Origin of the sequence: Nocardiopsis tropica, assembly GCF_042660575.1 — a bacterium.
Taxonomy (GTDB): Bacteria; Actinomycetota; Actinomycetes; order Streptosporangiales; family Streptosporangiaceae; genus Nocardiopsis; species Nocardiopsis tropica.
Map to the genome: position 1 here is coordinate 1 of NZ_JBHSUF010000001.1, position 26,430 is coordinate 26,430.

General features: G+C 70.8%; 22 protein-coding genes and 1 pseudogene. 16 read left to right on the plus strand and 7 right to left on the minus strand.

The window, feature by feature from the left end; genetic code table 11:
• The 6 genes and pseudogenes from ACFQBR_RS00005 to ACFQBR_RS00030 form a co-directional block, all read left to right on the plus strand.
• Positions 1–347 (plus strand): annotated as a pseudogene (locus ACFQBR_RS00005) (aa3-type cytochrome oxidase subunit I); the annotation flags it as partial.
• Between the two features lie 122 nt (positions 348–469).
• The gene (locus tag ACFQBR_RS00010) at positions 470–847 is read left to right on the plus strand and encodes a hypothetical protein (RefSeq protein WP_267946172.1); all 378 of its coding nucleotides are present in this window, start codon (positions 470–472) and stop codon (positions 845–847) included.
• A gap of 228 nt (positions 848–1,075) precedes the next feature.
• Positions 1,076–1,720, plus strand: a complete 645-nt coding sequence (locus tag ACFQBR_RS00015; protein ID WP_267946171.1) for a biotin transporter BioY — start codon at positions 1,076–1,078, stop codon at positions 1,718–1,720.
• Positions 1,720–2,418 (plus strand): energy-coupling factor ABC transporter ATP-binding protein, encoded by a 699-nt coding sequence (locus ACFQBR_RS00020; RefSeq protein WP_267946170.1) that lies wholly within the window; start codon positions 1,720–1,722, stop codon positions 2,416–2,418. Before ACFQBR_RS00015 ends, ACFQBR_RS00020 begins: the two co-directional genes overlap by 1 nt.
• A complete protein-coding gene (locus tag ACFQBR_RS00025) occupies positions 2,415–3,029 on the plus strand; it encodes an energy-coupling factor transporter transmembrane component T family protein (protein WP_267946169.1) in 615 nt (204 codons plus the stop codon). Before ACFQBR_RS00020 ends, ACFQBR_RS00025 begins: the two co-directional genes overlap by 4 nt.
• A 108-nt stretch (positions 3,030–3,137) precedes the next feature.
• Positions 3,138–4,139: a serine hydrolase gene (locus ACFQBR_RS00030; protein ID WP_344184554.1), complete on the plus strand. Its 1,002-nt coding sequence runs from the start codon at positions 3,138–3,140 to the stop codon at positions 4,137–4,139.
• 148 nt (positions 4,140–4,287) lie between these two features.
• On the opposite strand, the gene fabG is transcribed toward ACFQBR_RS00030, so the two are convergent.
• A complete protein-coding gene (gene fabG, locus ACFQBR_RS00035; RefSeq protein WP_344184553.1) occupies positions 4,288–5,046 on the minus strand; it encodes a 3-oxoacyl-ACP reductase FabG in 759 nt (252 codons plus the stop codon).
• Positions 5,047–5,370: 324 nt separating this feature from the next.
• Here fabG and ACFQBR_RS00040 point away from each other — a divergent pair, with 324 nt between their 5' ends.
• Both ACFQBR_RS00040 and ACFQBR_RS00045 read left to right on the plus strand, forming a co-directional pair.
• Complete coding sequence (locus ACFQBR_RS00040) at positions 5,371–5,868, plus strand: ATP-binding protein (protein WP_267950484.1); 498 nt, start codon at positions 5,371–5,373, stop codon at positions 5,866–5,868.
• A gap of 302 nt (positions 5,869–6,170) precedes the next feature.
• Positions 6,171–7,007 (plus strand): helix-turn-helix domain-containing protein, encoded by an 837-nt coding sequence (locus ACFQBR_RS00045; RefSeq protein WP_267946166.1) that lies wholly within the window; start codon positions 6,171–6,173, stop codon positions 7,005–7,007.
• A gap of 240 nt (positions 7,008–7,247) precedes the next feature.
• On the opposite strand, the gene ACFQBR_RS00050 is transcribed toward ACFQBR_RS00045, so the two are convergent.
• From ACFQBR_RS00050 to ACFQBR_RS00070, 5 genes are all read right to left on the minus strand, one after another.
• Positions 7,248–7,481: a DUF397 domain-containing protein gene (locus ACFQBR_RS00050; RefSeq protein ID WP_267946165.1), complete on the minus strand. Its 234-nt coding sequence runs from the start codon at positions 7,479–7,481 to the stop codon at positions 7,248–7,250.
• Positions 7,482–7,810: 329 nt separating this feature from the next.
• The gene (locus ACFQBR_RS00055) at positions 7,811–8,827 is read right to left on the minus strand and encodes a metal ABC transporter substrate-binding protein (RefSeq protein ID WP_344184552.1); all 1,017 of its coding nucleotides are present in this window, start codon (positions 8,825–8,827) and stop codon (positions 7,811–7,813) included.
• A gap of 84 nt (positions 8,828–8,911) precedes the next feature.
• Positions 8,912–9,583 carry a potassium channel family protein gene (locus tag ACFQBR_RS00060; RefSeq protein ID WP_267946163.1) on the minus strand — a complete coding sequence of 224 codons (672 nt, stop codon included), beginning with the start codon at positions 9,581–9,583 and terminating at the stop codon, positions 8,912–8,914.
• Between the two features lie 22 nt (positions 9,584–9,605).
• On the minus strand, positions 9,606–10,958 hold the full coding sequence (locus tag ACFQBR_RS00065; RefSeq protein WP_267950483.1) for a TrkH family potassium uptake protein: 1,353 nt from the start codon (positions 10,956–10,958) through the stop codon (positions 9,606–9,608).
• 252 nt (positions 10,959–11,210) lie between these two features.
• Positions 11,211–12,131 (minus strand): cation diffusion facilitator family transporter, encoded by a 921-nt coding sequence (locus tag ACFQBR_RS00070; RefSeq protein ID WP_344184551.1) that lies wholly within the window; start codon positions 12,129–12,131, stop codon positions 11,211–11,213.
• 127 nt (positions 12,132–12,258) lie between these two features.
• Here ACFQBR_RS00070 and cmtR point away from each other — a divergent pair, with 127 nt between their 5' ends.
• From cmtR to ACFQBR_RS00085, 3 genes are all read left to right on the plus strand, one after another.
• Positions 12,259–12,588 carry a Cd(II)/Pb(II)-sensing metalloregulatory transcriptional regulator CmtR gene (gene cmtR / locus ACFQBR_RS00075; protein WP_344184550.1) on the plus strand — a complete coding sequence of 110 codons (330 nt, stop codon included), beginning with the start codon at positions 12,259–12,261 and terminating at the stop codon, positions 12,586–12,588.
• Positions 12,589–13,181: 593 nt separating this feature from the next.
• Positions 13,182–16,412, plus strand: coding sequence for an efflux RND transporter permease subunit (locus ACFQBR_RS00080; protein WP_344184549.1), 3,231 nt, complete (start codon positions 13,182–13,184; stop codon positions 16,410–16,412).
• Between the two features lie 305 nt (positions 16,413–16,717).
• Positions 16,718–16,888 (plus strand): hypothetical protein, encoded by a 171-nt coding sequence (locus ACFQBR_RS00085; protein ID WP_344184548.1) that lies wholly within the window; start codon positions 16,718–16,720, stop codon positions 16,886–16,888.
• A 62-nt stretch (positions 16,889–16,950) separates the two neighbouring features.
• Here the strand turns inward: ACFQBR_RS00085 and ACFQBR_RS00090 are convergent, their stop codons facing one another.
• Positions 16,951–17,412 carry an ATP-binding protein gene (locus tag ACFQBR_RS00090; protein WP_344184547.1) on the minus strand — a complete coding sequence of 154 codons (462 nt, stop codon included), beginning with the start codon at positions 17,410–17,412 and terminating at the stop codon, positions 16,951–16,953.
• 691 nt (positions 17,413–18,103) lie between these two features.
• Between ACFQBR_RS00090 and ACFQBR_RS00095 the strand changes: the two genes are divergently transcribed.
• From ACFQBR_RS00095 to ACFQBR_RS00115, 5 genes are all read left to right on the plus strand, one after another.
• Positions 18,104–19,702, plus strand: a complete 1,599-nt coding sequence (locus ACFQBR_RS00095) for a family 2 glycosyl transferase (RefSeq protein ID WP_378551654.1) — start codon at positions 18,104–18,106, stop codon at positions 19,700–19,702.
• Between the two features lie 579 nt (positions 19,703–20,281).
• Complete coding sequence (locus tag ACFQBR_RS00100; RefSeq protein ID WP_267946156.1) at positions 20,282–21,262, plus strand: ABC transporter permease; 981 nt, start codon at positions 20,282–20,284, stop codon at positions 21,260–21,262.
• A 97-nt stretch (positions 21,263–21,359) separates the two neighbouring features.
• Positions 21,360–22,271 carry an ABC transporter permease gene (locus ACFQBR_RS00105; protein WP_267946155.1) on the plus strand — a complete coding sequence of 304 codons (912 nt, stop codon included), beginning with the start codon at positions 21,360–21,362 and terminating at the stop codon, positions 22,269–22,271.
• A gap of 14 nt (positions 22,272–22,285) precedes the next feature.
• Positions 22,286–24,490 carry an ABC transporter ATP-binding protein gene (locus ACFQBR_RS00110; RefSeq protein WP_344184795.1) on the plus strand — a complete coding sequence of 735 codons (2,205 nt, stop codon included), beginning with the start codon at positions 22,286–22,288 and terminating at the stop codon, positions 24,488–24,490.
• Between the two features lie 73 nt (positions 24,491–24,563).
• The gene (locus tag ACFQBR_RS00115; protein WP_344184794.1) at positions 24,564–26,273 is read left to right on the plus strand and encodes an ABC transporter family substrate-binding protein; all 1,710 of its coding nucleotides are present in this window, start codon (positions 24,564–24,566) and stop codon (positions 26,271–26,273) included.
• Positions 26,274–26,430: the final 157 nt, after the last annotated feature.

Consider the following 26,430-nt stretch of genomic DNA (forward strand, 5'->3'; position numbering starts at 1 on the left):
TGGTGCAGCACTGGCTCGGGGCCATGGGCTTCCCGCGCCGCTACGCCGACTACCTGCCCGGAGACGGCTTCACCGAGCTGAACCAGATCTCCTCGGTCTCCGCCTTCGTCCTCGGCGCCTCGACGCTCATCTTCTTCTGGAACATGTACATCACCGCCAGGAAGGCGCCCAAGGTCACCGTGGACGACCCGTGGGGGTACGGCTGCTCGCTGGAGTGGGCGACCACCTGCCCGCCGCCGCGGCACAACTTCACGTCGCTGCCGCGCATCCGCTCGGAGCGTCCCGCGTTCGACCTGAACCACCCGCACGCCGCGGTCCCGTCGGGCACGGACCCCGAGAGGAACTGACCGCCCCGAGCAGTCGGGCCTCCCCGCAGGAGACCCTCCCGGGGCCGTTCCGCCCGCACACGAGCTCAAGGCCCCAGGCGCCCGCACGGCGCCGAGGGCGACCGGTTCCGGATCGAAGGCGCATGGTCGTGAATCCATCCCCTGCTGACAACGCACGGTGGCCGCTCCTCGAGGGGCGCGCCGCCACGGTGTTCGCCACCCTCCTGGCCGTCGCCACACTGATGATGCTGTGGACCTGGACGGGGCACACCGCCTTCGCGGCGGCCGGGTGCTGCACGGCGGCCGTCGTGTTCGCGGCGGGGTTCGTACGGGCCAGGGCCGGCTGGGCCGAGCTGGTCGGCGGCCCCCTGGACGGCGCACGGGTCCGCTCCACCAGGGCCGACCGCCTCCGGGGGGCGTGCCTGGTCCTGGTCGTCCCCGGCGGAGGGCGTGCCCGCTACGGCCGGGACGAGGCCGGACGCCTGGTCTACCGGGGACGCGACGACAGCGGGGAGAGCTGAGGGCGCGGCCCCGGGCAGCGCTCCCGATGCCGTGGCCGCTCCCCGCCGTGAGCGGCCACGGGAGCCCCGACGGGCGCCGCGAGGCCCCGCGGAGTGATCCCCGTCTCAGGACGACCTCCACAAGTCCGACGCCCCCGGAACTGTGCGCCCCGCCCTCCCCCCGCCACACGCGCATCACGGACAATGGGTGGTGATCCACTCCCACCGCCTCCCCGAGGGGAAACGCCCATGCCCGCCAACGGGACGAAGAAGCACGTCCGCCACAGGGGTCTGACCGCCCGCGACCTGGCGCTCATCGCCGTGTTCGCGGCCCTCATCGCCGCCCTCAGCGTCACCGTCGCGATCCCCTTCCCCGGCTCCCCGGTGCCGGTCACCCTCCAGACCCTGGGCATCATGCTCGCCCCCAGCCTCCTGGGCTGGAAGCGCGGCAGCCTGGCCGTGGCCACGTTCGTCGTGCTCGGCCTGGCGGGACTGCCGCTCTTCGCGGGAGGCAGGGGAGGGCTGGCAGCCCTGGCGCTCCCCTCCTCCGGGTTCATCGTGAGCTGGATCCCCGCCGCCCTCGTCATCGGCCTGCTCACCGACCTGATGCTGCGCAACGGCCGCTACCGCCTCTGGCAGGGGGTCCTGGTCAACGCCCTCGGCGGCATCGTCGTGGTCTACGCGATCGGACTGCCCTGGCTCGCCGTCGCCGTGCAGAGCTGGGAGATCGCGGCAGTCTCCGGGGCCACCTACCTGGTCGGCGACGCCGCCAAGGTCGTCCTCACCGCGCTCATCGCCTCCGCGGTCCTGCGCGCCTACCCGATCCCGCCCGCCGGACGCCCCGTCCGCGACGGGGCGGACCAGGAGCCCGGCAGCGGCGGCGGAGCCGCCTGATGCTCCGCCTCCAGGGGGTCTCCCACTCCTACGACGACCGCGCCGTCCTGCGCGACGTCACCCTCGACCTCGCCGAGCACCGCATCGGCGTGATCGGGGCCAACGGATCGGGCAAGTCCACGCTCGCCCGCACCCTCAACGGCCTCGTCGTCCCCGACGAGGGCCGGGTGACGCTGGGGGAGTGGGACACCCGGCGCCACGCCAAGCACATCCGGCGCCGGGTCGGGTTCGTCTTCTCCGACGCCGCCAACCAGATCATCATGCCCACGGTCGCCGAGGACGTGGAGATCGGCCTGCGCTCCCTCCGACTGGGGAGGGAGGAGACCGCCCGCCGCGTCGACGCCTTCCTGGTCCGCTACGGCCTCGACGGCCACCGCGACCACCCCGGGCACCTGCTCTCCGGAGGCCAGAAGCAACTCCTCGCCCTGGCGTCGGTCCTGGCCACCGAACCCGAGGTGCTGGTGTGCGACGAGCCCACCACCCTGCTCGACCTGCGCAACACCCGCATGGTGCACCGCACCCTCGACGGCCTCGACCAGCAGGTCGTCCTGTTCACGCACGACCTCGACCTGCTCGACGGGTTCGACCGGGTCCTGGTCATGGACGAGGGGCGGGTGGCCTTCGACGGGGCCCCCGCCGAAGCGGTGGCCCACTACCTCCGGCTCATGGACGGGGCGGACCGGGAGGCCGGCGCGTGAGCGCGATCGGCCTGTACGTCCCCGGCACCGGGCCCCTCTACCGGGCCCCGGCCTGGGCCAAGCTCCTCGGACTGCTCGCCGCAGGCGTGGCGCTCCTCGCCGCCGCGGACCACCGGATCGCGCTCGGCGCGCTGGCCGCGTCCCTCCTGGCCTACCCCGTGGTCGGGCTGGCCCCCGCCCGCGCCTGGGGGGTCCTGCGCGTCCTGTGGCCGTTCCTGCTGGCCATCGCCCTGTTCCAGGTCCTGTTCGGCGAGTGGGAGACGGCCGTGCGCCTGTGCGCGCAGCTGGCCGCGCTCGTGCTGCTCGCCAACGTCGTCACGCTCACCACGCGCGTGCGCGAGATGCTCGACCTCTTCGAGCGCGTGGCCCGCCCGCTCCGGCACGTCGGGGTCGCCCCCGACCGGGTGGCGCTCGTGCTCGCCCTGACGATCCGTTCCATCCCGATGGTCGCCGACGCCTGGCGGACGTCCCAGGAGGCCTATCGGGCGCGGGGGCTGTCCGGGCGCCCCCACCTGCTCGTGGTCCCGGTGATCGTCCAGCTGCTCCGGATGGCCGACGCGACGGGCGAGGCGCTGGTGGCCCGGGGGATCGACGACGACACGCGCGCCTGACGCGACGCGGGCACACGGCGCAGGGCGGACACCGGATCGCCGCCCACGGGGCGCCGGGTGGATAATGTCCGGACAGCCCCCCTGCTGCTCCTACGAACCGGTGATAGCGTGCCCCGGCGTCCCCCCGCCGACATCATCCGAACATGGTCCGCCGCCACGGCGGCGATCTGCCTCGTCGTGCTCACGGCCCTCGCGGTCCCCGGCGCCACCTCGGCCGCCGGAGGACTGTCCGCGCCGGACCCGGCCCTCGTCCGAACCCTGCTCTCGGAGAGCGCCCTGCCCCTCGTGCCCTTCGCGCCCCTGACCGGCCCGGCCACCGGCGGGCGCACACTCGGGCCGGCGCAGCGGGACGAGCTCACCGGGCGGGTGGAGGAGCTGGCCGGCGAACACCCCGCGGACTTCGCGGTCGCCGTCCAGGACCTGCGCACCGGCGCCACCTTCAGCCACGGCGCCCACGAGCGGTTCCCGACCGCGAGCGTGTCCAAGCTGACGATCCTCGCCCTGCTGCTCCTGCGCGCGGAGGAGGAGGGGCGCGGGCTCTCCGCGTCCGAACGGGACCGGGCGGAGGAGATGATCCGCTACAGCGACAACGAGGTCACCGACGGCCTGTACGCACGCATCGGCTTCACCGACGGGTTCACGAGCGGCGTCCGCGCCCTCGGGTTCACCGGTACCGACCCCGACCCGCGCGGGGTGTGGGGCTCCACGACGACCACCGCGGCCGACCAGGTGCGGCTGCTGCGGATCCTGTACGTCGGCGAGGGGCCGCTGTCGCCGGAGAGCCGTGCGTACGCCCGCGGGCTGATGGAGTCCGTCGCCCCGGAACAGGCCTGGGGGGTGTCGGCCTCGGCCGTCCCGGGGGACACGGTCGGCCTCAAGAACGGCTGGACGCCCCGCGAGGGCAACCGGGGGCTGTGGACCGTCAACACGGTCGGCTACGTGAGCGGCCCCGACCACGAGTACCTCATCGCGGTCCTGTCCGACGGGAGCCACGACTACGCCACCGGCGTGGCACTCGTGGAGGAGGTCTGCGGGACGGTCACGGAGGCCATGGAGGAGGCGCGCGGCGACGGAGGTCCGGCGCCCTCTCCCCGGGGCCCCGCACGCTGACCGTCCCGGACGCCCCCGCGCGGGCAGCGCGCCGGGGCGGGACCCCGGCGCGCCGGGCCGGCCCCGGACGGGACGCACGGGCGCCCCGGCCGGAGGCGTGCCCGGCCGGGGCGCACGGTCCCGGAGGCGGACCGTGGACGGCGCGCCGCTAGTCCAGCGGGCCGCCGGCCACGTAGACGACCTGGCCCGACACGAACCCGGCGTCCTCACCGGTGAGGAACGCGACCGTGTTGGCGATGTCCTCGGGGACGCCTACCCGCCGCACCGGGATCTCCGCCTCCTTGAACGCCTTCATGTCCTCGTACTTGACGCCGATCCGCTCGGCCGTGGCCCTGGTCATCGCGGTCTCGATGAACCCGGGGGCGACGGCGTTGCAGGTCACGCCGAACTTGCCCAGCTCGATCGCCAGGGTCTTGGTGAACCCCTGGAGCCCGGCCTTGGCGGCGGAGTAGTTGGCCTGGCCCCGGTTGCCCAGCGCGGAGGAGCTGGACAGGTTGACGATGCGGCCCCAGCCGTTCGCGGTCATGTGCGCCTGGGCGGCCTTGCTCATCAGGAACGAGCCCCGCAGGTGCACGTTCATCACGGTGTCCCAGTCGTCCGCCGACATCTTGAACAGGAGGTTGTCGCGGAGGACACCCGCGTTGTTCACCAGGATGGCGGGCGGGCCGAGGCGTTCGGAGACGGTCGCGACCGCGGCGTCCACCTGGTCGGCGTCGGAGACGTCGCATCCGACGGCGAGGGCCGTGCCGCCCCCGGCGGTGATGCGGTCCACGACCTCCTGGGCGTCGGACTCCTTCAGGTCCAGGACGGCGACGGCCCGGCCTTCGCGCGCCAGGCGCTCAGCCGTGGCGGCGCCGATCCCGCGGGCGGCTCCGGTCACGATGGCCACACGAGGCGTTGGGGACATGGGGTTACCTCCAGAATTCACGTGGTGGGCGCGACAGAATCCTATCCACATCCCTACCGGTCGGTAAGCGGGTGGGGGTGGGCGTGCGGCCTTTCGGGGAGCGCCGGGGAGAGGGCCGGGGAGGAATGGGGATCCGGTGAAGTTGGTCCCCCTGTTTCCCTGCACTTTGTCGAAGCTTGGCCTACGATTGCCACCAAGACCGAGATGCACGTGCATACGAGACGTGCAGCGGCACGGGCCCGAAGGTGTCTTCGCGGGATCGCGGAGGTTTCCGGGACGTGTCGTCGCTGCTCGCCACGGTGCGTCAGGGAGGAAGTGGAAGGCATGGAGTGTGCGGAGGCGGTGACGGAGCCTGCCGGCGGATGGTGGCTCAAGGTCCTGACGCACGGTTCCCGGCGCTGGAACACCCCGGTCTGCGGCGACCGGCACGACGCGGTCACGTGGAGCTTCGAGCCGAGGCCCCAGGCGGTGGGGGCCGCGCGGGAGATTTCCGAGGCGCTTCTCCGCGAATGGGAGATGCAGTACTTGTCCGGCGATGTCGCGGTGGTCGTTTCCGAATTGGTCACCAATGCGGTCCGGCACGGCGGTCCCCTGCCCTTGACCAGGCAGAGCGAGGGGGGTATTCAGCTCTCACTGATGCGCAGCGGGAGCGAATTCATCTGCGCGGTCCGGGACGGCGGTGATCGGCTGCCCCGGAGAAGGGAAGCAGATCTGACCATGGAGGGCGGGCGCGGACTTGCCCTGGTGAGTGCTTTCGCGCGAGAGTGGGGTGTGATTCCCACGTCTCCCGGCGGAAAGTTCGTTTGGGCACAATTCGCCTGATCCCGGTCAGGCGTCCCGTGACCGGCCGTCCCGCGGCCACCCGAAGTCCGCGGGGGCTCCGGCCCGGTGGCCCGCCGTCCGCGACGGGGGTCGACGGCGGCCCCTCCCGGAGGGGCCGGCGCCGTCACCGATGGAGTACCCGGGTGCGGGGGCGCTCCGGTTATATCGTGTACATGTAGTGTCTTGACCTCAAGGCAAAGGTGTCCCGCCACCCCGGATACCCTTGTGCCGGGAATGACAGAGAGGCGACGAACGTGGATATCGCTCGATTGCGCAAGGGGAGCGGCCCCACCGTGCGTCGCATGCTACTCGGGCACGAGCTTCGTAAGCGTCGCGAACAGCGGGGTATCACCCGTGAGGACGCGGGGAACCGGATTCGGGCATCCGCGTCGAAGATCAGCCGGATGGAACTCGGCCGGGTCGGTTTCAAGCTGCGCGATATCGAGGACCTCCTCAAGATGTACGGGGTCTCCGACCGCAAGACGATCAAGGAATTACTCGAAGTCGCCCGCGAATCCAACAAGCCCGGGTGGTGGAAGGAGTACGGCGACTCGCTCCACAAGTGGTTCATCCGCTATGTGGGCTTCGAGGAGGCCGCCGACCACATACGCATCTACGAGTCCCAGTTCGTGCCGGGCCTGCTCCAGACGGAGGAGTACGCACGGGAGATCATCTCGGGCGGCGTCGAGACCGACATGGTCACCGAGCAGCGCATCGAGGCGAGACTGCGCAGACAGAAACGCATCGAGAACGACACGAGCATGCGCATGTGGGTGATCCTCGACGAGGCTGCGGTGCGCCGCCCCATCGGCGTGATCAGCCGCGGTCCGGAGATCATGCGCCGCCAGATCGAGCACCTGATCCACCTCAGCAGCGAGCACGACAACATCACCCTCCAGATCATCCCCTTCTCCGTGGGCGCGCACGCGGCCGAGGCCGGGTCCTTCACCCTGCTGAGGTACTCCGAGTTCGAGCTCGCGGACATGGTGTACCTGGAGCAGCTCCACGACGGCGAGCTCATCGACCGCCGCAACGTGGTGGAGGCGTACACCAAGGCGATGACCCGGCTGAGTGTGGCCGCGGCCACCCCGGACGAGACGCTCGACATCCTCAAGGAGATCCGGGAAGACCTCAAATAGCCGTTCACCGTCGCCCGCGGAGGGGCGGAGCGGTGGTGAGGGGAGACGAACGCGGGCCCGCCGAGGCGGGCCTTTCCGGATGTTGAAGGGCCCTGTCCACTGGACAGGGCCCTTCTGTCCGTATCCTCGGTCGACCCGGGTGAGGGCGTGGCAACCGGGTCGGTGAGTGCGGAGGGTCCCCGGGCGGAACTCCCCCGGGCGCTCCGAAGCCCCCGACGGCATTGTCGGTGGGGACTCGTCCTAGCTGAGCAGGTTGTCGAAGTCACCGTCCTTGGCGCCCAGGATCATGCAGTCGATCTCCTCCTGGGTGTAGACCAGCGCCGGCCCGGACGGAAACCGGGAGTTGCGCACGGCGATCGAGCCGTCGCTCAGGCGGGCCATCTCGACGCAGGCGCCCTGGGAGTTGCTGCGCTTGGCCTTCTGCCAGGCGACATCGGTCAGCTCGGTCGCGGTGATGCCGTTGTGTGCGGTCATGCTGTGCTGCTCCTTCGGATCTGCGAGGGGAACGTCCGTGCTGATGCACCGCCAGATGCACGTGCACAAGCACTGACACTTCATAAGCATAGCGTGACCCTCGCCACTTGTCCGGGGGTTTGGTTCTATGTAAGCGCGGTGTAATCCAACCGTTCGGGACAGGTGTCCGGACCCCGACGAACGGGACGACACGGGTGCGATTCCGGCGCTCGGCACGGTGCCGGACACGCGTGAGCCCCACCCGTCCGGCACGTACCGGACAGGTGGGGCTCACGGGGGCCGACCGGGCAGGGGCCCGGTCGCGGCGGGACGCCGTCAGGCGTTCGAGGTCAGGAGCAGCCCAGCGCGGTGGTCAGCGCGGCCAGGTTGCCCCGCATGATCGACGGGTAGTCGTCGCCGGGGGAGTCCTCGGTGACGCCCTCCAGCGGGTCGAGCACCCGCACCTCGGCACCGGTCTCGGAGGCGATGGTCTCGGCCGTCTCCGGCGGCATCAGCGGTTCGGTGAAGACCGTGGTGATGTCGCGCTCCCGCACGATGTCGGTGATCGCGGCGATCTGCGACGGGGAGGGCTCGGTGTCGGGGTCCACCCCGCTGACGCCGACCTGTTCGAGGCCGTAGGCCTCGGTCAGGTACGTGAACGCGGTGTGGCCGACGACGACGTCGTGGTGCTCACAGGAGGCCAGGCCCTCCTCGTACTCCTGGCCGATCGCCTCCAGCTCCGCCGTCACGGCCTCGACGTTCTGCTCGTAGGCGTCGGCGCCCTCCGGGTGGACCTCGCCCATCCGCTCGCCGAGGGCCCGGGCGGTCTCCGCCATCAGCTCCACGTCCAGCCAGAAGTGGGGGTCGTGCTCACCGTGGTCGTGGTCCTCCTCCCCCTCCTCCTCATGGGCGTGCTCGTCCTCGTGGCCGTGCTCGTCCTCGTGGGCGTGCTCCTCGTCCCCGTGCTCCTCGTCCTCGCCTCCGGCCGGACGCAGGTGCACGACGTCGCCCACGTCGAGCGCGCTGTCCGAGGCCTCCTGGGAGATCGCGTCGTCCACCGCGGGCTGGAGGCCCCCGACGAAGAACGCGATGTCGGCCTCGCTGACCTCGCCCACCTGGCGGCCGGTGAGCTCCAGGTCGTGGGGTTCGGTGCCGGGCTCGGTCAGCTGGGTGACGGCCACGCCGTCCCCGCCGATCTCGCGGGCGAGCCACTCCAGGGGGTAGACGCCGGTGACCACGGTCAGGTCGGCGTCGGCCGGGGGGACACCCGTGTCCTCGGCCCCGCCTCCTCCGCTTCCGCAGGCGGTGATCATCATGAGTGTCGCGGTGCCGAGGACGGCGGCCCGCACGGTTGTCCCTGTTCGCATGGGTCAATCATCGGGATAATGAAAACGGTTGTCAATTTGTCTGCTTGTGGAGGATGTCTCCCGGGTGTCGGATCCGCCCGGGTTCTACACGATCTCCGAGAACCGCTCGACGTCGTCGGTCCGTCCCGCGACCACGATCACATCGCCCTTGTTGAGCACCGTCTCCTGGGTCGCGTACGTGAACTCCGCGCCCATGCGCTTGACCGAGACCACGGTGATCCCGTACTCTTGGCGCACTCCCGTCTCGCGCAGGGATTTGCCCAGCAGCTCCTTGGGAGCCTTGGTCTTTCCGAGGGAGAACCCCTCCTCCAGCTCCACGTAGTCGAGCATCTGCCCCGACAGCAGGTGCGCCACCCGCTCGCCCATGTCGTGCTCGGGCAGCACCACGTGGTGGGCTCCCACCTGCTCCAGGATGCGGCCGTGCCGACGGCTCGTCGCCTTCGCCCAGATGGTCGACACCCCCAGGTCCACCAGCTGTGACGTGGCCAGGATGCTCTCCTCCAGGTGGGTGCCGATGGCCACCACCGCCCGGTTGAAGTTGGAGGCGCCGATCTGGCGCAGCGCCTCCTCGTCCGTGGCGTCCGCGATCACCGTGTGGGTGAGGGCGTCGGCGTAGGTCTGCACCAGGCGCGGACTGGTGTCCACGCCGAGGACGTCCCAGCCGCGGTTGACCAGTTCGAGGGCGAGGGAACTGCCGAACCGGCCGAGGCCGATGACCAGGACGCTCTTGTCGTCGTTCCTGTTGCGGTGTGGCACGGGTGACTCCTGTCTGTGCGGCTCAGCCGATGATCGGCCTGGCCTCGGCGAGATCGTAGCGCCGGCGGCGGTCGCGGAAGGCCAGGGCGGTGGCGACGGTGATGGGGCCGATGCGCCCCGCGACCATGAGCGCGACGAGCAGGCACTGGGCCCACGGGGGCAGCTCGGGGGTGATGCCGGTGGAGAGCCCCACCACGCCGAAGGCGGAGACGACCTCGAACACCACCGGGAGGAAGTGGAAGGGGGTCGTGTGCATGAGCAGCAGCGAGCTGAACGCGACGACCGTCGCGGACAGGAACACCAGGCTGAGGGACTGGCGGATCACCCCGGGCGGGAGCTTGCGGTCGAACACGTGCACCTCGTTGTGCGCGCGGATCTCCGCCAGCACCACGAGGAAGATCACGGCCAGGGTCGCGACCTTGATTCCGCCGGCCGTTCCGGCGCTGCCGTTGCCGACGAACATGAGCATGATCGTCAGCAGCAGCGTGGAGTCCTGCATCTCCCCGACCGGGACGGAGTTCAGCCCCCCGCTGCGGGGCATCACGCTGTGGAAGAAGCCGTCCGTGAGCTTGTCCGTCCAGTGCATCGCCCCGAGCGTCGCGGGGTTGCCCCACTCCATCGCGGTGATGAGCGGGAAGCTCCCCAGGAAGAGGATGGCCGTGGTCGTGATGGTGATCTTGGCGTGCAGGCTCCACGTGCGGGGCTCGCCGAGGTTGCGGCGCAGTTCGAGCAGGATCGGGAAGCCGAGGCCGCCGAGGATCACCGCGAAGGCCACCGGCAGGAGGATGAGCGGATCCCCCGAGAAGCGCATCATGCTGTCGTCGTAGAGGGAGATGCCGGCGTTGTTGAACGCCGAGATCGAGTGGAACAGGCCGGAGTAGGCGGCCTCCCCCGGGGACATGTCGTAGCCCAGCCACATCCGGGGCGTGATGAGCAGGAACGTCAGGCCCTGGAGCGCCAGGAAGACCAGGGCGACGCGGCGGACCACGCCGGAGACGTCCCCGATCCACAGGCTCCGCGTCTCGGCCTGCACGTTGAGCTGGGAACGCAGCCGGAAGCGGTGGATCATGGCCGTTCCGAGCACGGACGCCAGGGTCATGATCCCGATGCCCCCGACCTGCATCAGGGCGAGCATGACGATCTGGCCGAAGAGGTTGAGGTCGTGGCCGATCGAGATCACGCCGAGCCCGCACACGGCCAGGGCGGACGTGGCCGTGAAGAGCGCGGGGACGAAGTCCAGCCCCTCGCTGCCGGGGGTGGCCAGCGGGCTCATCAGCAGGGCGGTGCCGACCAGGTCCACGGCGAGGAAGACGAGGAGGAAGACGCGGGCCGGTTTGCGCCATGCGAGGAGTTCCCTGGTCGGCCGCCAGGCCAGGCGCGGGCGGAGGAGGGTCTTCGGCGACCGGAGGCGGGGGGCCGTCCTGCGGACCAGCGCGCCGAGGCTGCCTCCGCGCGGGCGGGGGCGTCGGCTCACCGGGTGCGCAGCCCGTGGCCGTGTGTGGTTTTCACCGGATTCTCCTCCTTCGACGAAGCGCGAACGATTCTGTCAAAGGTTGCGGGTTTGGTCACGTCGACGGCCCGGTCCGTAGGGACCGGAGGGGCCGCTCAGGGCTGGGAGGACGCCCGCTCAGTCGTGTCTGGCGCCCTCGTGGTCGGCGTGGCCCGGAGGCTCCAGTTGCAGGGTGGAGTGCTCGACGTCGAAGTGGCCGGTCAGGCAGGAGTGGAGTTCGTCGAGCATTCTCCCGGTGTCCCGGAGGTGTTCCTCGGCGACCACCACGTGCGCCGACATCACGGGCACCCCGGAGGTGATGGTCCAGGCGTGCAGGTCGTGGACGTCCAGGACCGCGGGGTGCCCGAGGAGGTGGTCGCGCACCTCGCTGAGGTCCATGCCCTCGGGGGTGGCCTCCAGCAGGATGTGCACGGCCTCGCGCAGCAGGGACCAGGCCCGGGGCACGATGATGGCGGCGATGCCCAGGGAGACGAGGGTGTCGATCCGGCCCCACCCGGTCAGCCACACGGCGATCCCGCCGACGATGACGCCGACGGAGGCGAGGGCGTCGCTCATGACCTCCAGGTAGGCGCCCTTGACGTTGAGGCTGTCCTTGGCGCCCGAGCGGAGGACGAACAGCGCGGCGATGTTGGCGACCAGGCCGAACGCGGCGACGGCGACCATGCCCGCGCCGGACACCTCGGCGGGCGACCGGAGGCGGTCGACCGCCTCGACCACGATGAACCCGCACAGCAGGAACAGCACGAGCGCGTTGACCGCGGCGGCGAGGATCTCGGCGCGCTGGTAGCCGAAGGTCCGTCGGCTGGTGGCGGGACGGGAGGCGATCCAGACGGCGGCCAGCGCCAGGGCCACGCCGAAGGAGTCGGTGACCGTGTGGCCGGCGTCGGCGAGCAGCGCCAGGCTGCCGCTGTACGCGGCGCCCACGACCTGGACGGCGGCGACGGCGACCATCATCGCCAGGACCAGCGCGAGCCTCCCGCTGTTGGCCGCACCGGCGGTGATCGCGTGCCCGTGTCCGTGCCCGTGTCCCGCTCCCACGGCGCCTCCCTCTTGTCCGCGTCGTCCCGTGTCCTCGGGCGCCGTGTGCGACCGCGCCCCATAGTTCAGCCTTCACTGTTTATACAGCCAAGGCTGTCTATACAGCAAACTATGTACAATGGTTTTCATGTTGACCTCCGAGCAGCGCCTGTCCGCCATCCACCGGCTCGGGCGCGCGCTGTCCGATCCGACCCGGTCCCGCCTCCTCCTGGCCCTCCTCGAGGGTCCGAACTATCCGGCCGGACTGGCCGACCAGCTCGGACTCACCCGGCAGAACGTCTCCAACCACCTCGCCTGCCTGCGCGACTGCGGGCTGGTGCACACCCACGCCCGCGGCCGTCAGGTCAGCTACGAGCTGGTGGACGCATCCCTGGCGCACGCGCTGGAGGACCTCCTGCGCGTGGTGTGGGGGACCTCCCAGCCGCACGAGCCCCTGGAGGAGCACCGGGCGGGCTGAGTCCCACCCCTTCAGGATGCCCCGGCGGGCCCCGCTCTCCCGGTTGTCCACAGGTCGTTTTCGTGGAGGCGTCGCGCCCCGGTCGCGACGTCTTTTTTGGTGGACCGGAAATCGTGGCTGTGATGTCCCTTACAAGGAGCCGGGGTCTGAGGCCACGGGAAGACCCACCTCACCCCGGGGGACTCCGACTTACGGCGGACGTCCCTAACTTTGGTCAGGGATCGACCCTGACAGAAGACTGACGCGCCCCTGAGAGTCCCCTGAACCGGACGGGGTTGGCTGATCTTCCGATATAACGCGACGTATTCTGAATCGTGCGCCAGGCGGATGCTCCCCCTGTGCCGCACATCGCGAACGCACAACCTGCGTCCCCACCAGCACCACACGTTCGAGGACCGGTCGCCAGACCGCAGTGACGGCGTGCCCGCCCGACGGTCGTCGGAAAGCGCTCGACCACCACACCACGGTCTGCTCCCGTGGTCAGCAGCGAACTAGGAGCGAAAACCTCTCATGTCCAGATCGGCCACAAGGGCCCGTGGTACGGGCCGTCCCCCGGCAGGGACCGCCGCCCGCCGCTCGGAAGGGGCCACGGTATGAACCGCCTCGCGGTCATGTCGCTCAAGAACCGGGCGCTGGTCCTGCTCGTCACCCTGGCCGTCCTCTTCTTCGGCGTCCTCGCGGCCGCCTCGGCCAAGCGGGAGCTCTTCCCGGAGATGTCCCTCCCGATGGTGATGGTCTCCGGCACCTACCAGGGCGCCTCGCCCCAGGTCGTGGAGAACCAGGTCACCGAGCCCCTGGAGCAGGCCGTCCAGGGCGTGGCGGGCGCCACCACGGTGACCTCCACCTCCAGCACCGGCTCCTCCCAGGTCACCGTCGAGTTCGACTACGGCTCCGACCAGGACGACCTGGTGCGCCAGACGCAGATCGCGGTCGACCAGATCTCCGGCATGCTCCCCGAGGACGTCAGCACCAGCGTCATGTCCTTCAGCACGGACATGATGCCGGTCGTGATGCTCGCCGCGGGCGCCGAGGACGGCGACGACCAGTCCATGGTCGAACCGCTGGAGACGCACCTCGTCCCCGAGATCGAGTCCCTCCCCGGCGTGCGCTCGGCGATGGTCACCGGCGCCATGGGCTCCGACGTCGTCGTCAGCCCGGACGCGGACGAGCTCGCCTCCGCGGGGCTGTCCCCCCAGGACCTCACCCAGGCCCTCCAGTCGAGCGGCCTGCTCCAACCCGGCGGTGACATCGACTCCGACGGCCGCACCCTGAGCGTGACCACCGGCGAGCAGTTCTCCTCCGTCGAGCAGATCGAGGACGTCTGGGTCCAGCCCTCGGCCGCCGCCGGCGACATGTCCACCGCGGCGCCCGGAGCGCCCCCCGCGGCCCCGCCGGCCCCGGTCCAGATCTCCGAGGTCGCCGACGTCGAACTCGTCCAGGACGAGGCCACCACGCTGGCCCGCGTCAACGGCGACCCGAGCATCGGCGTCATGGTCATGGCGACGCCCGACGGCAACACCGTCGAGGTGTCCGAGGGGGTCCAGCGGGTCCTCGACGAGCAGGCCGACGTCCTCGGCTCGAACATCGACATCAGCGTGGTCTTCGACCAGGCCCCCTACATCAACGAGTCGATCCTCGCGATGGTCGAGGAGGGCGGCATGGGCCTCGTCGCCGCCGTCGTCATCATCCTCGTCTTCCTCCTGTCGATCCGCTCCACCCTGGTCACCGCGGTGTCCATCCCGGTGTCGGTCCTGATCGGGTTCCTCGGGATGCAGGCGTTCGGGTTCAGCCTCAACATGCTGACCCTCGCCGCCATCACGATCTCCATCGGGCGTGTGGTCGACGACTCCATCGTGGTGCTGGAGAACATCCGCAGGCACCTCGACTACGGCAAGGAGCGGATGGAGGCCGTCCGGACCGGTGTGCGCGAGGTCGCCGCCGCCGTGGTCTCCTCCACCCTCGCCACGATCGCCGTGTTCCTCCCGCTGGCGTTCGTCGGCGGCATGGTCGGCGAGCTGTTCATGCCGTTCGCGGTCACCGCCAGCCTCGCCCTGGCCGCCTCGCTGATCGTCTCCATCACCCTCATCCCGGTGCTCTGCTACTGGTTCATGCGCCCCAAGGACATCGGGGACGCCACCCAGGAGGAGATCGAGCAGGAGGAGAACGAGCGCGAGCGCAAGGGCGTCCTCCAGCGCGCCTACCTGCCCGTCATCCGGTGGATCACCACCAAGCGCAAGGTCGCCACGATCACGACCCTGCTCGCCTCGGTCGTCATCTTCGCCGGCACCGTTCTCATGGCCACCAACCTCGAGACCGACTGGATGGGGCAGTCCGAGGAGAACTCCTACGCGATCGTCCAGGAGCTGCCCCCGGGCACGTCCCTGGAGGAGGCCGACGCCGAGGCCGTCAAGGTCGAGGACGCCCTGGCCGGGTTCGCCTGGGTGGAGTCCTACCAGACCAACGTCGGCGGCGGGGGCATGGCCGGGATGATGGGCGGCGGAGGCAGCAGCCAGGTCGACTACACGGTCACCGCCGACCCCGACACCGACCAGGCCCGCAACCGCGACGTGCTCCGCGACACCCTCGCGGACCTGGACACCGAGTACGAGCCCGTCCTGAGCAGCATGGGCGCCATGGGCGGATCCGGCATCGAGGTGCAGGTCAGCGCGGACGACCAGGAGGTCCTCGCCGAGGCCACCGGCATGGTCGAGGACGAGCTGAGCGCGATCGACGGCACCGCCGACATCACCAACAGCGTCGCCGCGGAGCAGTCCTCTCTGGAGGTCAGCGTCGACGGCGAGGAGGCCGCGGCCGTCGGCCTCACCGAGGCGGCGGTCGGCCAGCAGGTCTCCGCGGCCTTCAACGGCCAGAACGTCGGCACCGTCACCCTCGACGACACCCGTCGTGACCTGGTGGTCCGCTTCGACGAGGCCCCGCAGACGGTGGACGACCTGGAGGACCTGCCCGTCATGGGCGCGACCGGGGCCGTCCCGCTGTCCGACGTGGCCACGGTCGAGGAGGTGCTCCAGCAGCCGGAGCTCACCCGGATCGACGGCATCACCAGCGCCACCGTGTCGGCGAGCGTCACCGCCTCCGACCTGGGCGCGGTGAGCGCCTCCATCACCGAGGCCCTCGACGGGCTGGACCTGCCGGAGGGCGCCTCGGCGACCCTGGGCGGCGTCAGCCAGGACCAGTCCGAGGGCTTCGCCTCGATGATGCTGGCGATGCTCGCCGCGGTCGTGATCTGCTACCTGATCATGGTCGCGACCTTCAAGAGCCTGCTCCAGCCGCTCATGCTGCTGATCTCGATCCCGTTCGCGATCACCGGCTCGCTGGGCCTGCTCCTGATCACCGGAAACCCGCTGGGCATCGCCGGAATGGTCGGCATGCTGATGCTCATCGGCGTGGTCATCACCAACGCCATCGTCCTGATGGACCTGATCAACCAGAACCAGAACAACGGGATGCCGCTCAGCGAGGCGATCGTGGAGGGTGCCCGCCACCGTCTGCGGCCCATCCTCATGACGGCGCTCGCCACCATCGCGGCACTGACCCCGATGGCCCTGGGGATCACCGGCGGCGGGGCGTTCATCTCCGCGCCGCTGGCGATCGTGGTGATCGGCGGCCTGCTGACCTCGACCGTGCTGACACTGGTCCTGGTCCCGGTCCTCTACCAGCTGGTGGAGTGGTCCAAGCAGCGCCGTGCCGCGCGGAGCGCGGAGCGCGCCGAACGGCGCCGCGCCCGCAAGCGCAAGGCCGCGGGGGGTGCGCCCGAGGGCGGCACGTCCGGGGCCGAGCGGGCCGAGGAGCGGGTCGGCTCGTAGCCGCATGCTCCACAGGGGCGCCCCGCGCGACGCGCGGGGCGCCCCTCGCCGTTCGCGGCACCGCCTTGCGGGGGCGGCGGTCGGCGCCCGTGTAACCCGGTACCACCCCGGTGTCACGGGGACCGGGGACGACCGGTACCGACGGGGCCCGCCGGAACGCCGGCGGGCCCCGTCGTGCGATGTCTGTCCAGGGGAAACCGGGCGATGTCACCGAAATGCCTACTATGTAGGACTTATTGGTCATCCCTCTCCGTCACCGGAGCGGCGATTTGTGCAATCCGCGCACTACAGGCAGGCTGCGACACATGGCAGAAACGAACAAGAGCCTCGACGACCTGGTCCGCGACGAGCTGGGCGAGGAGCCGTCGCAGGAGGCGAAGGACTACGCGCGCGAACTCTACGAGCGGTACCGGCTCCCCGCGCCCACCGAGGGCGGTGGTGCGCAGGAGCAGCAGGGGGCCGGCAACGAGGGGTGACGGCGGGCCCGCGCCCGCGGGCGGCCGGGGCGGCGTGACGGAGCGGCCGCCCGTTCGAACCCCTACTCCGCCGCGTCCACGGGGTCGGCGTCGCAGTCCCACACCAGCTCGAACCAGACCCTGCGCCCCATCCCGTCGGCGCGGGGCTCGGTTCCCCACTTGCTGGACAGCGCCTCGACCAGGTCCAGGCCACGGCCGTGCTCGGCCGTGTCGTAGGGGTCCCGGTGCTGGGGTTGCGGCGCCTCCACCCTGTTCCCCAGGTCCCGCACCTCCACGCGCGCCCACCCGGGGGCGAGGTGGACGCTGACCTCGAACTTGCCGGTCGCCCGGCCCGAGGCGCTGTGCGTGATGGCGTTCGTGGCGAGCTCGCTGGTCAGCAGCGTCGCCGTGGTGAGTTCGGGTGAGGCGGCCAGCTGCCGGGCGACGAACCGCCTCGCGTAGGCGATCTGGCTCGGCAGCCCCGGGAACCGTCGCCGCGCGGGTCTGCGGGCGGTGCCGGTGCTGTGGGGTATCTCGTCTTCCATGTGATTCGCCGGACTGTGTAAGGGACTGGGCGGAGGGACCGGGGCCGGGAGTGCGTCCGGCGACGGGGGACGGGTCCTGTGGGCGGGGCCGTGCGCGTGGCGCGCGACGAGGGGTCCGAGAGAGCTCTGGGATGCTGCGGTCTCACACATTGGGTTCGCTCCCCGATGACGTGTGTTCGCGGCGGGCAGGGCAACGCAGCGCCGGGTCCTCGAGGCGTCCGTGCCCGTGGGGACGGGTCACGGCGCGGAGCGGACGCACAGGGCGGAGCCCCCTGGAGCAGGGAGGGAAGCGGGACTGTGCCACGACTGCTGCGCAAGGGCGGCGACAGGCGTTGGGTGAGAAGCCGCTTGGCTTCCCCGGGGACGGTGGTGGGGCCTGGGGCGGGCCGTGCTGCATGCTCATGTCTGGTAGCGGATGTGCCCTACGACACTGAAGGGCGTATTCGCGATCAGCATACGCTCTGTGCCTCCCCGGAAACCCAGCCGACCTGGCTTGGTCAGGATAACCCCCGCTGAGCTGCCCGAAGAGGGCGTTCGGCCCGACGGGGCGGGTGAGCGGTCGCGCATATCGGCGGGGATTCGTGACTCGTGGGACTCGAGAGCCCAAGTAACGATTACGTCAAGCTCTCCCCGATTCCGGTGCTTCCCGCGGTCTTGCGTCCGCCGCGTCCGACCCGACAAGGTATGGGGCATGGCCTCCCGCTCCCCGCTTCCCCCCGGCCTCGGTGTCGAGATCGACCGCTCCGTCCGCCTCGCCGACGAGGGGCACCTCCTCCTGGGCGGCTGCCCGCCACGGGCCGTCCGCCTCGACCCGTCCCAGGTCAGTGCGCTGATCCGCTGGCTGAGCGGCGCGGTCCCCGCCGGAGCGGACGAGGGACTGCTCGCCCGCGACCTGATCAGGGCCGGGCTCGCCCACCCCCGGCCGCTGCCCCTCCCGCCGGGGCGCACCGCGGAGGTGGCCGTCGTCGGCCAGGCGGGACCCGCCGCGCTGGAGACCACGCTCGGCCTCCTCGCCGCGTCCCACCCGGAACTGCGGCCGGTCGTCGTCGGAGCCACCGGGGCCTGCGCGTGGATCGCGCGCAGGCACGGAGCCCGGGTCGTGCCCGGTCCGCCCGGGGGTGCGCAGGCACGGGCGGTGGCGCTGGGAGCCTGCTCCGCGGAGTTCGTCGCCCTGGTCGAGTCGGGAGCGCGTCCCACCGCCGGATGGCTGGACACCGCCCTGGGGCACTTCGCCGACCCCGGGGTGGCGGCCGTGGTGCCCCGCGCGCTCACCGACCGGCCCCGGACCCCCGGCCCCCTGAGCAGGGCGGTGGCGGCCGTCGCCGCCCACGGGGCCGGGCCCGACCGCGGCGCCGACCCCGGCGCCGTCCTCCCCTGGGGGCACGGGACCCCCGGCCAGGCGCGCCCGGGGGCCTTCGGTGACCAGGGCTCCGACGATCCGCTGCGTCCCGTCCCGGTGCTGGTCGTGCGCCGCTCCGTCGCCGACCTGGACCCCGGGCTGGGGCCGGCCGCCGAACTCGACCTCTTGTGGCGCCTCGCCGGAGGCGGGTGGTCGGTGCGCTACGAGCCGAGGTCCCGTGTGCGGATGCCGCCGACCACGGACATGGGGGACTACCTGCGCGCGTGTTTCACCTCCGGTGCGATCGCGGGGCCCCTGGCGCGCCGCCACGGAGGACGGGCCGCCGGGCCCGAGGTCTCCTGGGCCGGGGCGGCAGCCCCCGCGCTGGCGGCGTCCGGCCGCCCAGGGGCCGCGCTGGCGGCCGGGGCCCTGGGCGGCGCGGCGGTCGCGGCCGCGGTCTGCGGTCGGGCACGCGCCCCGCTGGCGGAGGCGGTGAGGCTGACGGGGCTCGACCTGGTGCGCACCGCCGGGGCGGGTGCGCGCGCGGCGCGGGCCGGATGGTGGCCGGTGGCCGCCGCTGCCGTGGTCGCCGGCACGGTGGCGCGGGGACGCCGCGGGGCGGGCGCGCGGCGGTCCGCCCGGTCGCGCCGGGTCGCTCGGATCGCGGCGGTGTCGGGGGCGACCCTGGTCCTGCCGCACCTGGCGGCATGGCGGAGGGGGAGGGGCGTGACCCTCGCGGGACCGGTGACCTGGACGGTCCTGGGAGCCGCGGGCGATGCCGCCCGCTCGCTGGGCGCCTGGTGGGGGATGGCGGGGGCGCTCTCCGCGGCTCCCCTGGTGCCGCGGCCGGTGGCGGTGGTGGCCGGGGCCGCGCCGTGGGCGCCCGTCGCCGAGGGGGCCGCGGCGGCCGCCGGCCGGGAGAGCGTGCCCGCCCTCGTCAGCCGTCACTGACTTTCGCTACCCAGGGTGAGTGTCCTTGCCTTCGCGCGTCCGCTGTGCCCTGAGCGCGGGACACGGCGGGCACGGGCGTTCGGTACGCGTTCGCAGGTAGGAGGAGTCAGGGTTTCGTGTGTGTTACTAACTATTGATGTTTGATGGCGTGTTTGTGGTGTTATGTCCAGTTCGAGGGCTTGAATGTTGTTTCGTTCGGGATGCTCTGGAGTTTATTTCCGCAGGTCAACTGGTGTATTGGTAACTGTGGGGAGTCGCCGGGAAGCTGTGTGTGTAAAGATTGACAAAACGGATGCATCCGGATGGTCGAATGGGCACCGTTGTCTTTTCTTGATGGAGTGGTTACCGTCGAGTGTCTAGTGCTCCCGCAGACTCTTGACATTCCGGTCACTGATCGTGAACCGGATGCAATTGTGTTTTGGTAGTCACCGGGAGTAACCCCCACCGGTGGTCGCAGGAACGTGAAGGCTCAACGGCGGCACCCGCCGCGCCCCTCCGATCCGTGACCCTCGGTGCTCTCAGTCACGACCGCGCACAAGGGACAAGCGTCGGGCTCGGCTGTGAGGTTCGGAGATAGTTTTGGGCAAGTTCCTGGCCAGGCGGCTGCTGAACTACGTCGTGCTGATCTTTCTCGCGACGAGTTTCGCCTACCTGCTCGCCGCAACCAACCTCTATCCGCGCGGTTATTTCGAGCAGATGCAGCCCCCGCCCACGGCCGAGGTCATCAATGCCCAGCTCGACACCCTCAACCTCAACGACGAGACGCCCCTGGCCGAGCGCTACGCGGTCTGGTTGGGCGGTGTGGTCCAGGGAGACTTCGGGCAGAGCATCCAGGGGCGTGACGTCACCCCCCAGATCTGGATGAAGGCCGGCGTCACACTGCGCCTGATCACGTTCGCCACCGTCCTCGGCGCCGCCGTCGGCATCGCCGTCGGCGCCTACTCCGCCGTACGCCAGTACAGGCGCTTCGACAAGGCCTCCACGGCAGTCGCCTTCTTCGTGCTCTCCGTGCCCACGGTGGTCATCGCGATCAGCGTCCAGGTGGGCGCGACCGCCATCAACGACCTCGTCGGCTTCCAGCTGCTGATCTTCTCCGGCGAGTACTCGGCGGGCTTCCGGGGGGAGTGGTGGCAACTCCTGCTCAACCGGATACACCACGCGCTGCTGCCCACGATCGTGCTCGCCCTCTCCCTGTTCGCGGCCTTCGCGCGCTACCAGCGCAACATGATGCTCGACGTGCTCAACGCCGACTTCGTGCGCACGGCCATGGCCAAGGGGCTCACCCGCAGGAGAGCGCTGTTCAAGCACGCCCTGCGCACCGCGCTGATCCCCACGATCACCTACTTCACCTTCACCTTCGGGATCATGGTGTCCGGCGCGACCTTCACCGAGAAGATCTACGGCTGGCACGGCATGGGCGCCTGGCTGATCGACTCGATCTCCCAGCACGACGTCCACGTGGTCGCGGCGGTCTCCTTCTTCATGGCGGTGACGGTCATGGCCGCCTCGTTCCTCTCGGACATCCTCTACGCCTGGCTCGACCCGAGGGTGCGGGTGTGATCGTGACCGGCCCCCGCACCACCCACGGCGACGCCCGCGCGTCCCGCCCCTCGACCGCCCCGCACACCACCGCGGCAGCCCGGCTGGAGACCACGCCATGAGTACGACCGAAACGAGCACGGAGCCCGCACCGGCACCGGCCGTGCCCCCGGCGCCCAACCGCCTGAGGGACATCGGGCGCCAGCTCCTGGGGACACGGCGCGTCATCATCGGGCTCGGCATGCTCGTCCTGCTGCTGGCCGTCGCCTTCATCGGTCCCCTCCTGACCGGATGGGACGTGGGGGAGCGCGACTACACCTCCCTCATCGACCCGCCCTCGCCCGAGCACTGGATGGGCACCAACCGCACCGGCCAGGACGTCCTCACCCAGAGCACCGCGGGCCTGCAGAGGTCGCTGCTCATCGGACTCCTCGTCGCCCTGCTCTCGACGGCGGTCGCCGCCCTGGTCGGCTCCTTCGCCGGGTACTTCGGGGGCCTCACCGACCGCGGCCTCATGTGGATCGCCGACCTGGCCCTGGTCCTGCCCAGCTTCGTCGTCCTGGCGATCCTGTCCAAGCACTTCGTCGGCAACGGCGGCTGGCTGGTCCTCGTCATCCTGCTGGCCGCGTTCAGCTGGATGGTCACCTCCAAGATGGTCCGCGGACTGACCATCTCCCTGCGCGAACGCGAGTACATCCACGCCGCCCGGTACATGGGCGTCCCCCCGCACAAGATCATCCTGCGGCACATCCTGCCCAACATGTCGTCCCTGCTCATCGCGGACGCCACGATCGCCGTGAGCACGGCGATCATCGGCGAGACCGCACTGAGCTACTTCGGCCTGGGCGTGCAGGCACCGGACATCAGCCTCGGCGTGGTCATCGCCGACGGCTCCCGGTTCGCGACCACGGCGTGGTGGATGTTCATGTTCCCCACGCTCCTGCTGGTGGTCCTCGTGCTCGCGGTGAACATGATCGGGGACGGGCTGCGCGACGCCCTCGACCCGCAGTCCAAGTCGCGCCGCTCCTAGGGGGACAGCAACACATGAGCACCGAAACGGTCGCCGCCACCGACGTCGCCCGAGACGGGCGGACCGCGGACAGCCCGGTCCTGGAGGTCACCGACCTCACCGTCACCTTCCCGGGGTTCGACGGCAACCCCGACGTGCACGCCGTCCGCGGCGTCAGCTACGCCGTCGGACGAGGCGAGGTCCTGGGCATCGTCGGCGAGTCCGGCTCCGGCAAGTCCGTCTCCTCGATGGCCGCCATGGGCCTGCTGCCCGAGCACGCGAGGATCACCGGCTCGGTCCTGCTGCACGGGGAGGAGATCCTCGGACTGGACGACCGGGCGATGGCCGCCAAACGCGGCAAGGTCATCTCCATGGTCTTCCAGGACCCGCTCTCCGGCCTCACCCCCGTCTACACCGTCGGCGACCAGCTGGCCGAGGCCGTCCTGGTCCACGACCCGAAGACCCCCAAGGCCAAGGCGCACGATCGGGCCGTCGAACTCCTCGACCTCGTCGGCATCCCCAACGCGGCCCAGCGCTACCGGTCCTTCCCGCACGAGTTCTCCGGCGGCATGCGCCAGCGGGTCATGATCGCCATGGCCATGGCCAACAACCCCGACGTCATCATCTGCGACGAGCCCACCACCGCGCTCGACGTCACCATCCAGGCCCAGATCCTCGACCTGCTCCGCACCGCGCAGAACGAGACCGGCGCGGCCATCGTCATGATCACCCACGACCTGGGGGTGGTCGCGGGCTTCGTCGACCGCGTCCTGGTCATGTACGCGGGCCGCCCCGTCGAGATCGGCACCGTCGACGAGATCTACTACAGCAGCCGCATGCCCTACACCATGGGCCTGCTCGGCGCCGTCCCCCGCATGGACCTGGACCGCCAGGGCGCCCTCATCCCCATCAAGGGCACCCCGCCGTCGCTGTCCCACCTGCCGCCCGGCTGCCCCTTCGCGCCGCGCTGCCCCATCGCCCAGCCCGAGTGCGAGGCCGCCGAGCCCGAGCTGCTCGCCATCGGCTCCCAGCCGAGCGCGGAGGCCATCCGGCTCGCCCACGCCGACGGCGGGACCGTGCCCGGGAGCACCGGGGCCCACGACACCGGCGTGCAGAGGGTGGCGTGCATCCGCTCCGGCGAGATCGCCGACCGGGGCTGGACCGCCCAGGACATCTACCCCGTCCCGGAGATCCCCGACGTCCCGGCCGCCGAGGTCCCCCGCGAGGACCGGCCCGAGATGCTGCGGGTCGAGGGCCTGGTCAAGCACCACGCGCTCAACAAGGGCATGGTGTTCAAGCGGCGCGTCGGCACGGTCTACGCGGTGGACGGCATCGACTTCGACATCCGCGAGGGCGAGACCCTCGCGCTCGTCGGCGAGTCCGGCTGCGGCAAGTCCACCACCCTCATGCAGATCATGGACCTGGAGAAGCCCCAGAGCGGCTCCGTCTCCGTCATGGGCAAGGACGTGACCACGCTCGGCAAGAGCGGGCGGTTCGCGCTGCGGCGCGACATGCAGATCGTCTTCCAGGACCCCATGAGCTCCCTGGACCCCCGCATGCCGGTGTTCGACATCATCGCCGAGCCCCTGCGGGCCCACCGGACCGGCACGGCCGAGGTCACCCGGCGCGTCTACGAGCTCATCCAGCTGGTCGGCCTCGACCCCGAGCACGCCACCCGCTTCCCCTCGGAGTTCTCCGGCGGCCAGCGCCAGCGCATCGGCATCGCCCGTGCCCTGGCGCTGGAGCCCAAGCTGCTGGTCCTCGACGAGCCCGTGTCCGCGCTCGACGTGTCCATCCAGGCCGGTGTCGTCAACCTCCTGGAGGAGCTCCAGGCCAGGCTGGGACTCTCCTACCTGTTCGTGGCGCACGACCTGTCCGTGGTGCGGCACATCGCCGACCGTGTGGCCGTCATGTACCTCGGCCGGATCGTGGAGATCGGCGACACCCGGTCCGTCTACTCCAGGCCCGCGCACCCCTACACCCAGGCGCTGCTGTCCGCCATCCCGATCCCCGACCCGGAGAAGGAGCGGGCCCGTACCCACATCGTCCTCGACGGAGACCTGCCCAGCCCCGCCAACCCGCCCTCGGGTTGCAGGTTCCGGACCAGGTGCCAGAAGTTCATCACCCTCTCCGACTCGGAGAAGGACACGTGCGTGAACGTCGAACCGCAGATCCTCCCCACCAACGGAGGAGACCAGGGCGCCGCCTGCCACTACGCGGAACGGCGCCAGGTCGTCTGACCCCCCGGCCCTTCGAGGCACGGCCGGCGCCGCCCCGCGCGCCGGCAGAACCACCCCCATAGGAGGAATCCCCATGCGAATCGGGAAGGCGCGCTATCTCGCCCCCGTCGCCGCCCTGGTGATGGTCGCCAGCGCCTGCGGCAGCGATGACGGAAACGACCCGGACGCCGCGCAGGAGGAGGTCGCCGCGCTGCCCGCGTCCGACCTCAACGCCGCTCCGCGCGAGGACCTGCAGGAGGGCGGCACCTTCGTGTGGGCCCTCAGCGAGTACGAAGAACAGCACAACATGGTGCACGTCCAGGGCAACAAGGCCGAGGTGCGCCGTGTCCTTGGCTCCCTCATGCCGACCCCGACCCGGTTCGACGACGAGGGCGGCTTCGCCCCCAACGAGGCCTACGTCCTCGATTACGGGGTCAGCGACGACGGCCTGGAGGTCTCCTACACCCTCAACCCCGACGCGGTCTGGTCCAACGGCGAGCCCATCACCTGGGAGGACTACGAGGCCCAGGTCATCACCCGCAAGGGTGAGCGCGACGGCGAGTTCGAGGTCGGCTCCGACACCGGCTACAAGTGGATCGAGGACGTCGTCCAGGGCGAGGACGAGTACTCGTTCACCCTGGAGTTCTCCCGGCCCTACGCCGACTGGCCCGCCCTCTTCGACATCGTGTACCCCAAGGAGTACATGGAGGACGAGGAGCTCTTCCTGGAGGGCTACGACGGCGAGATCCCCGTCACGGCAGGCCCGTTCGCGGACCCCGAGTTCGACGACGTCACCCAGCGCATCACGGTGACGAAGAACGAGGACTGGTGGGGCGAGCCCGCCATGCTGGACGAGATCGTCTTCACCCACGTGGCGATCGACGGCCAGGCGACCGCGTTCAACAACGGTGAGATCGACGCCTTCTACCTCGGCTACGACGCCGCCGCGTGGGAGCTCCTGAAGGACCGCGAGGGCACCTACTTCACCCGCGCCGTCGACAACGCCCACCGGTTCATCTCGCTGAACGCCGGAAGCGAGATGCTCCAGGACAAGAACGTCCGCCAGGCCATCTCCATGGCCATCAACCGCGACACCATGGCCGAGGTGGCCCTGGGCGCCGTGGACTGGCCCATCACCGGCGAGGTCAACCGCCTGCTCCGCTCCAGCCAGAACGGCTACCAGGACAACAGTGACCCGGTCGGCACCTTCGACCCCGAGGCCGCGGCGGCGCTGCTCGACGAGGCCGGCTGGACCCTGGAGGAGGGCGCGGAGTTCCGCACCAACGAGGCGGGCGACACCCTGACCCTCGGCTGGGTGGCCTCCGAGGACATGCAGCTGGCCAAGGACGAGGGCGACATCGCCCGCGAGATGCTCGCCGAGATCGGCGTCGAGGTGGACGTCCAGAACGTTCCCGGCAACGCCCTGTTCTCGGACTACGTCATCCCGGGCAACTACGAGATGGCCAGCTTCGTCCTGACCGGCTCCAACCCCTACCCCACCGACACCGAGGGCAACTACAGCGGCCCGGTCGACGAGGCGGGGGAGGAGTGGGGCAACAACACCAGCTTCCACTCCACCCAGGAGATCAACGACCTCTACGAGGAGCTGGCCGGGGAGACCGACCCGGACCGCTACGCCGAGATCGCCAACCAGATCGACGCCGCCATCTGGGAGGAGGTCCTCACCATCCCGCTGTTCGAGCGTCCCGGCCAGTACGCCATGGACGAGAACCTGCGCAACTGGGGCGCCTACGGCGTCGCCGGCAACTACGTCTACGAGGACATCGGCTGGCTCGCCGAGTAGCCTCCGCGACGGCACCGCCCACGGCGGTCTGAGCAGCCGCTGCTCCGAGCGCCGAAGGACACCGGGGCGCCGGCCTCCCACAGGGGGCCGGCGCCCTTCGCCGTGCCAGGCCGCCCGCGGTCCCCGATCCGCCACCGACCCTCGGAACGAGCCCCGC

What these genes read in the sequence shown, in the direction of transcription:
- ACFQBR_RS00010 (WP_267946172.1), top strand. Translation starts at nt 470, where the DNA reads ATGGTCGTGAATCCATCCCCTGCTGACAACGCACGGTGGCCGCTCCTC.
- ACFQBR_RS00015 (WP_267946171.1), top strand. Translation starts at nt 1,076, where the DNA reads ATGCCCGCCAACGGGACGAAGAAGCACGTCCGCCACAGGGGTCTGACC.
- ACFQBR_RS00020 (WP_267946170.1), top strand. Translation starts at nt 1,720, where the DNA reads ATGCTCCGCCTCCAGGGGGTCTCCCACTCCTACGACGACCGCGCCGTC.
- fabG (WP_344184553.1), bottom strand. Translation starts at nt 5,046, where the DNA reads ATGTCCCCAACGCCTCGTGTGGCCATCGTGACCGGAGCCGCCCGCGGG.
- ACFQBR_RS00040 (WP_267950484.1), top strand. Translation starts at nt 5,371, where the DNA reads ATGGAGTGTGCGGAGGCGGTGACGGAGCCTGCCGGCGGATGGTGGCTC.
- ACFQBR_RS00045 (WP_267946166.1), top strand. Translation starts at nt 6,171, where the DNA reads ATGCTACTCGGGCACGAGCTTCGTAAGCGTCGCGAACAGCGGGGTATC.
- ACFQBR_RS00050 (WP_267946165.1), bottom strand. Translation starts at nt 7,481, where the DNA reads ATGACCGCACACAACGGCATCACCGCGACCGAGCTGACCGATGTCGCC.
- ACFQBR_RS00055 (WP_344184552.1), bottom strand. Translation starts at nt 8,827, where the DNA reads ATGCGAACAGGGACAACCGTGCGGGCCGCCGTCCTCGGCACCGCGACA.
- cmtR (WP_344184550.1), top strand. Translation starts at nt 12,259, where the DNA reads ATGTTGACCTCCGAGCAGCGCCTGTCCGCCATCCACCGGCTCGGGCGC.
- ACFQBR_RS00080 (WP_344184549.1), top strand. Translation starts at nt 13,182, where the DNA reads ATGAACCGCCTCGCGGTCATGTCGCTCAAGAACCGGGCGCTGGTCCTG.
- ACFQBR_RS00085 (WP_344184548.1), top strand. Translation starts at nt 16,718, where the DNA reads ATGGCAGAAACGAACAAGAGCCTCGACGACCTGGTCCGCGACGAGCTG.
- ACFQBR_RS00090 (WP_344184547.1), bottom strand. Translation starts at nt 17,412, where the DNA reads ATGGAAGACGAGATACCCCACAGCACCGGCACCGCCCGCAGACCCGCG.
- ACFQBR_RS00095 (WP_378551654.1), top strand. Translation starts at nt 18,104, where the DNA reads ATGGCCTCCCGCTCCCCGCTTCCCCCCGGCCTCGGTGTCGAGATCGAC.
- ACFQBR_RS00105 (WP_267946155.1), top strand. Translation starts at nt 21,360, where the DNA reads ATGAGTACGACCGAAACGAGCACGGAGCCCGCACCGGCACCGGCCGTG.
- ACFQBR_RS00110 (WP_344184795.1), top strand. Translation starts at nt 22,286, where the DNA reads ATGAGCACCGAAACGGTCGCCGCCACCGACGTCGCCCGAGACGGGCGG.
- ACFQBR_RS00115 (WP_344184794.1), top strand. Translation starts at nt 24,564, where the DNA reads ATGCGAATCGGGAAGGCGCGCTATCTCGCCCCCGTCGCCGCCCTGGTG.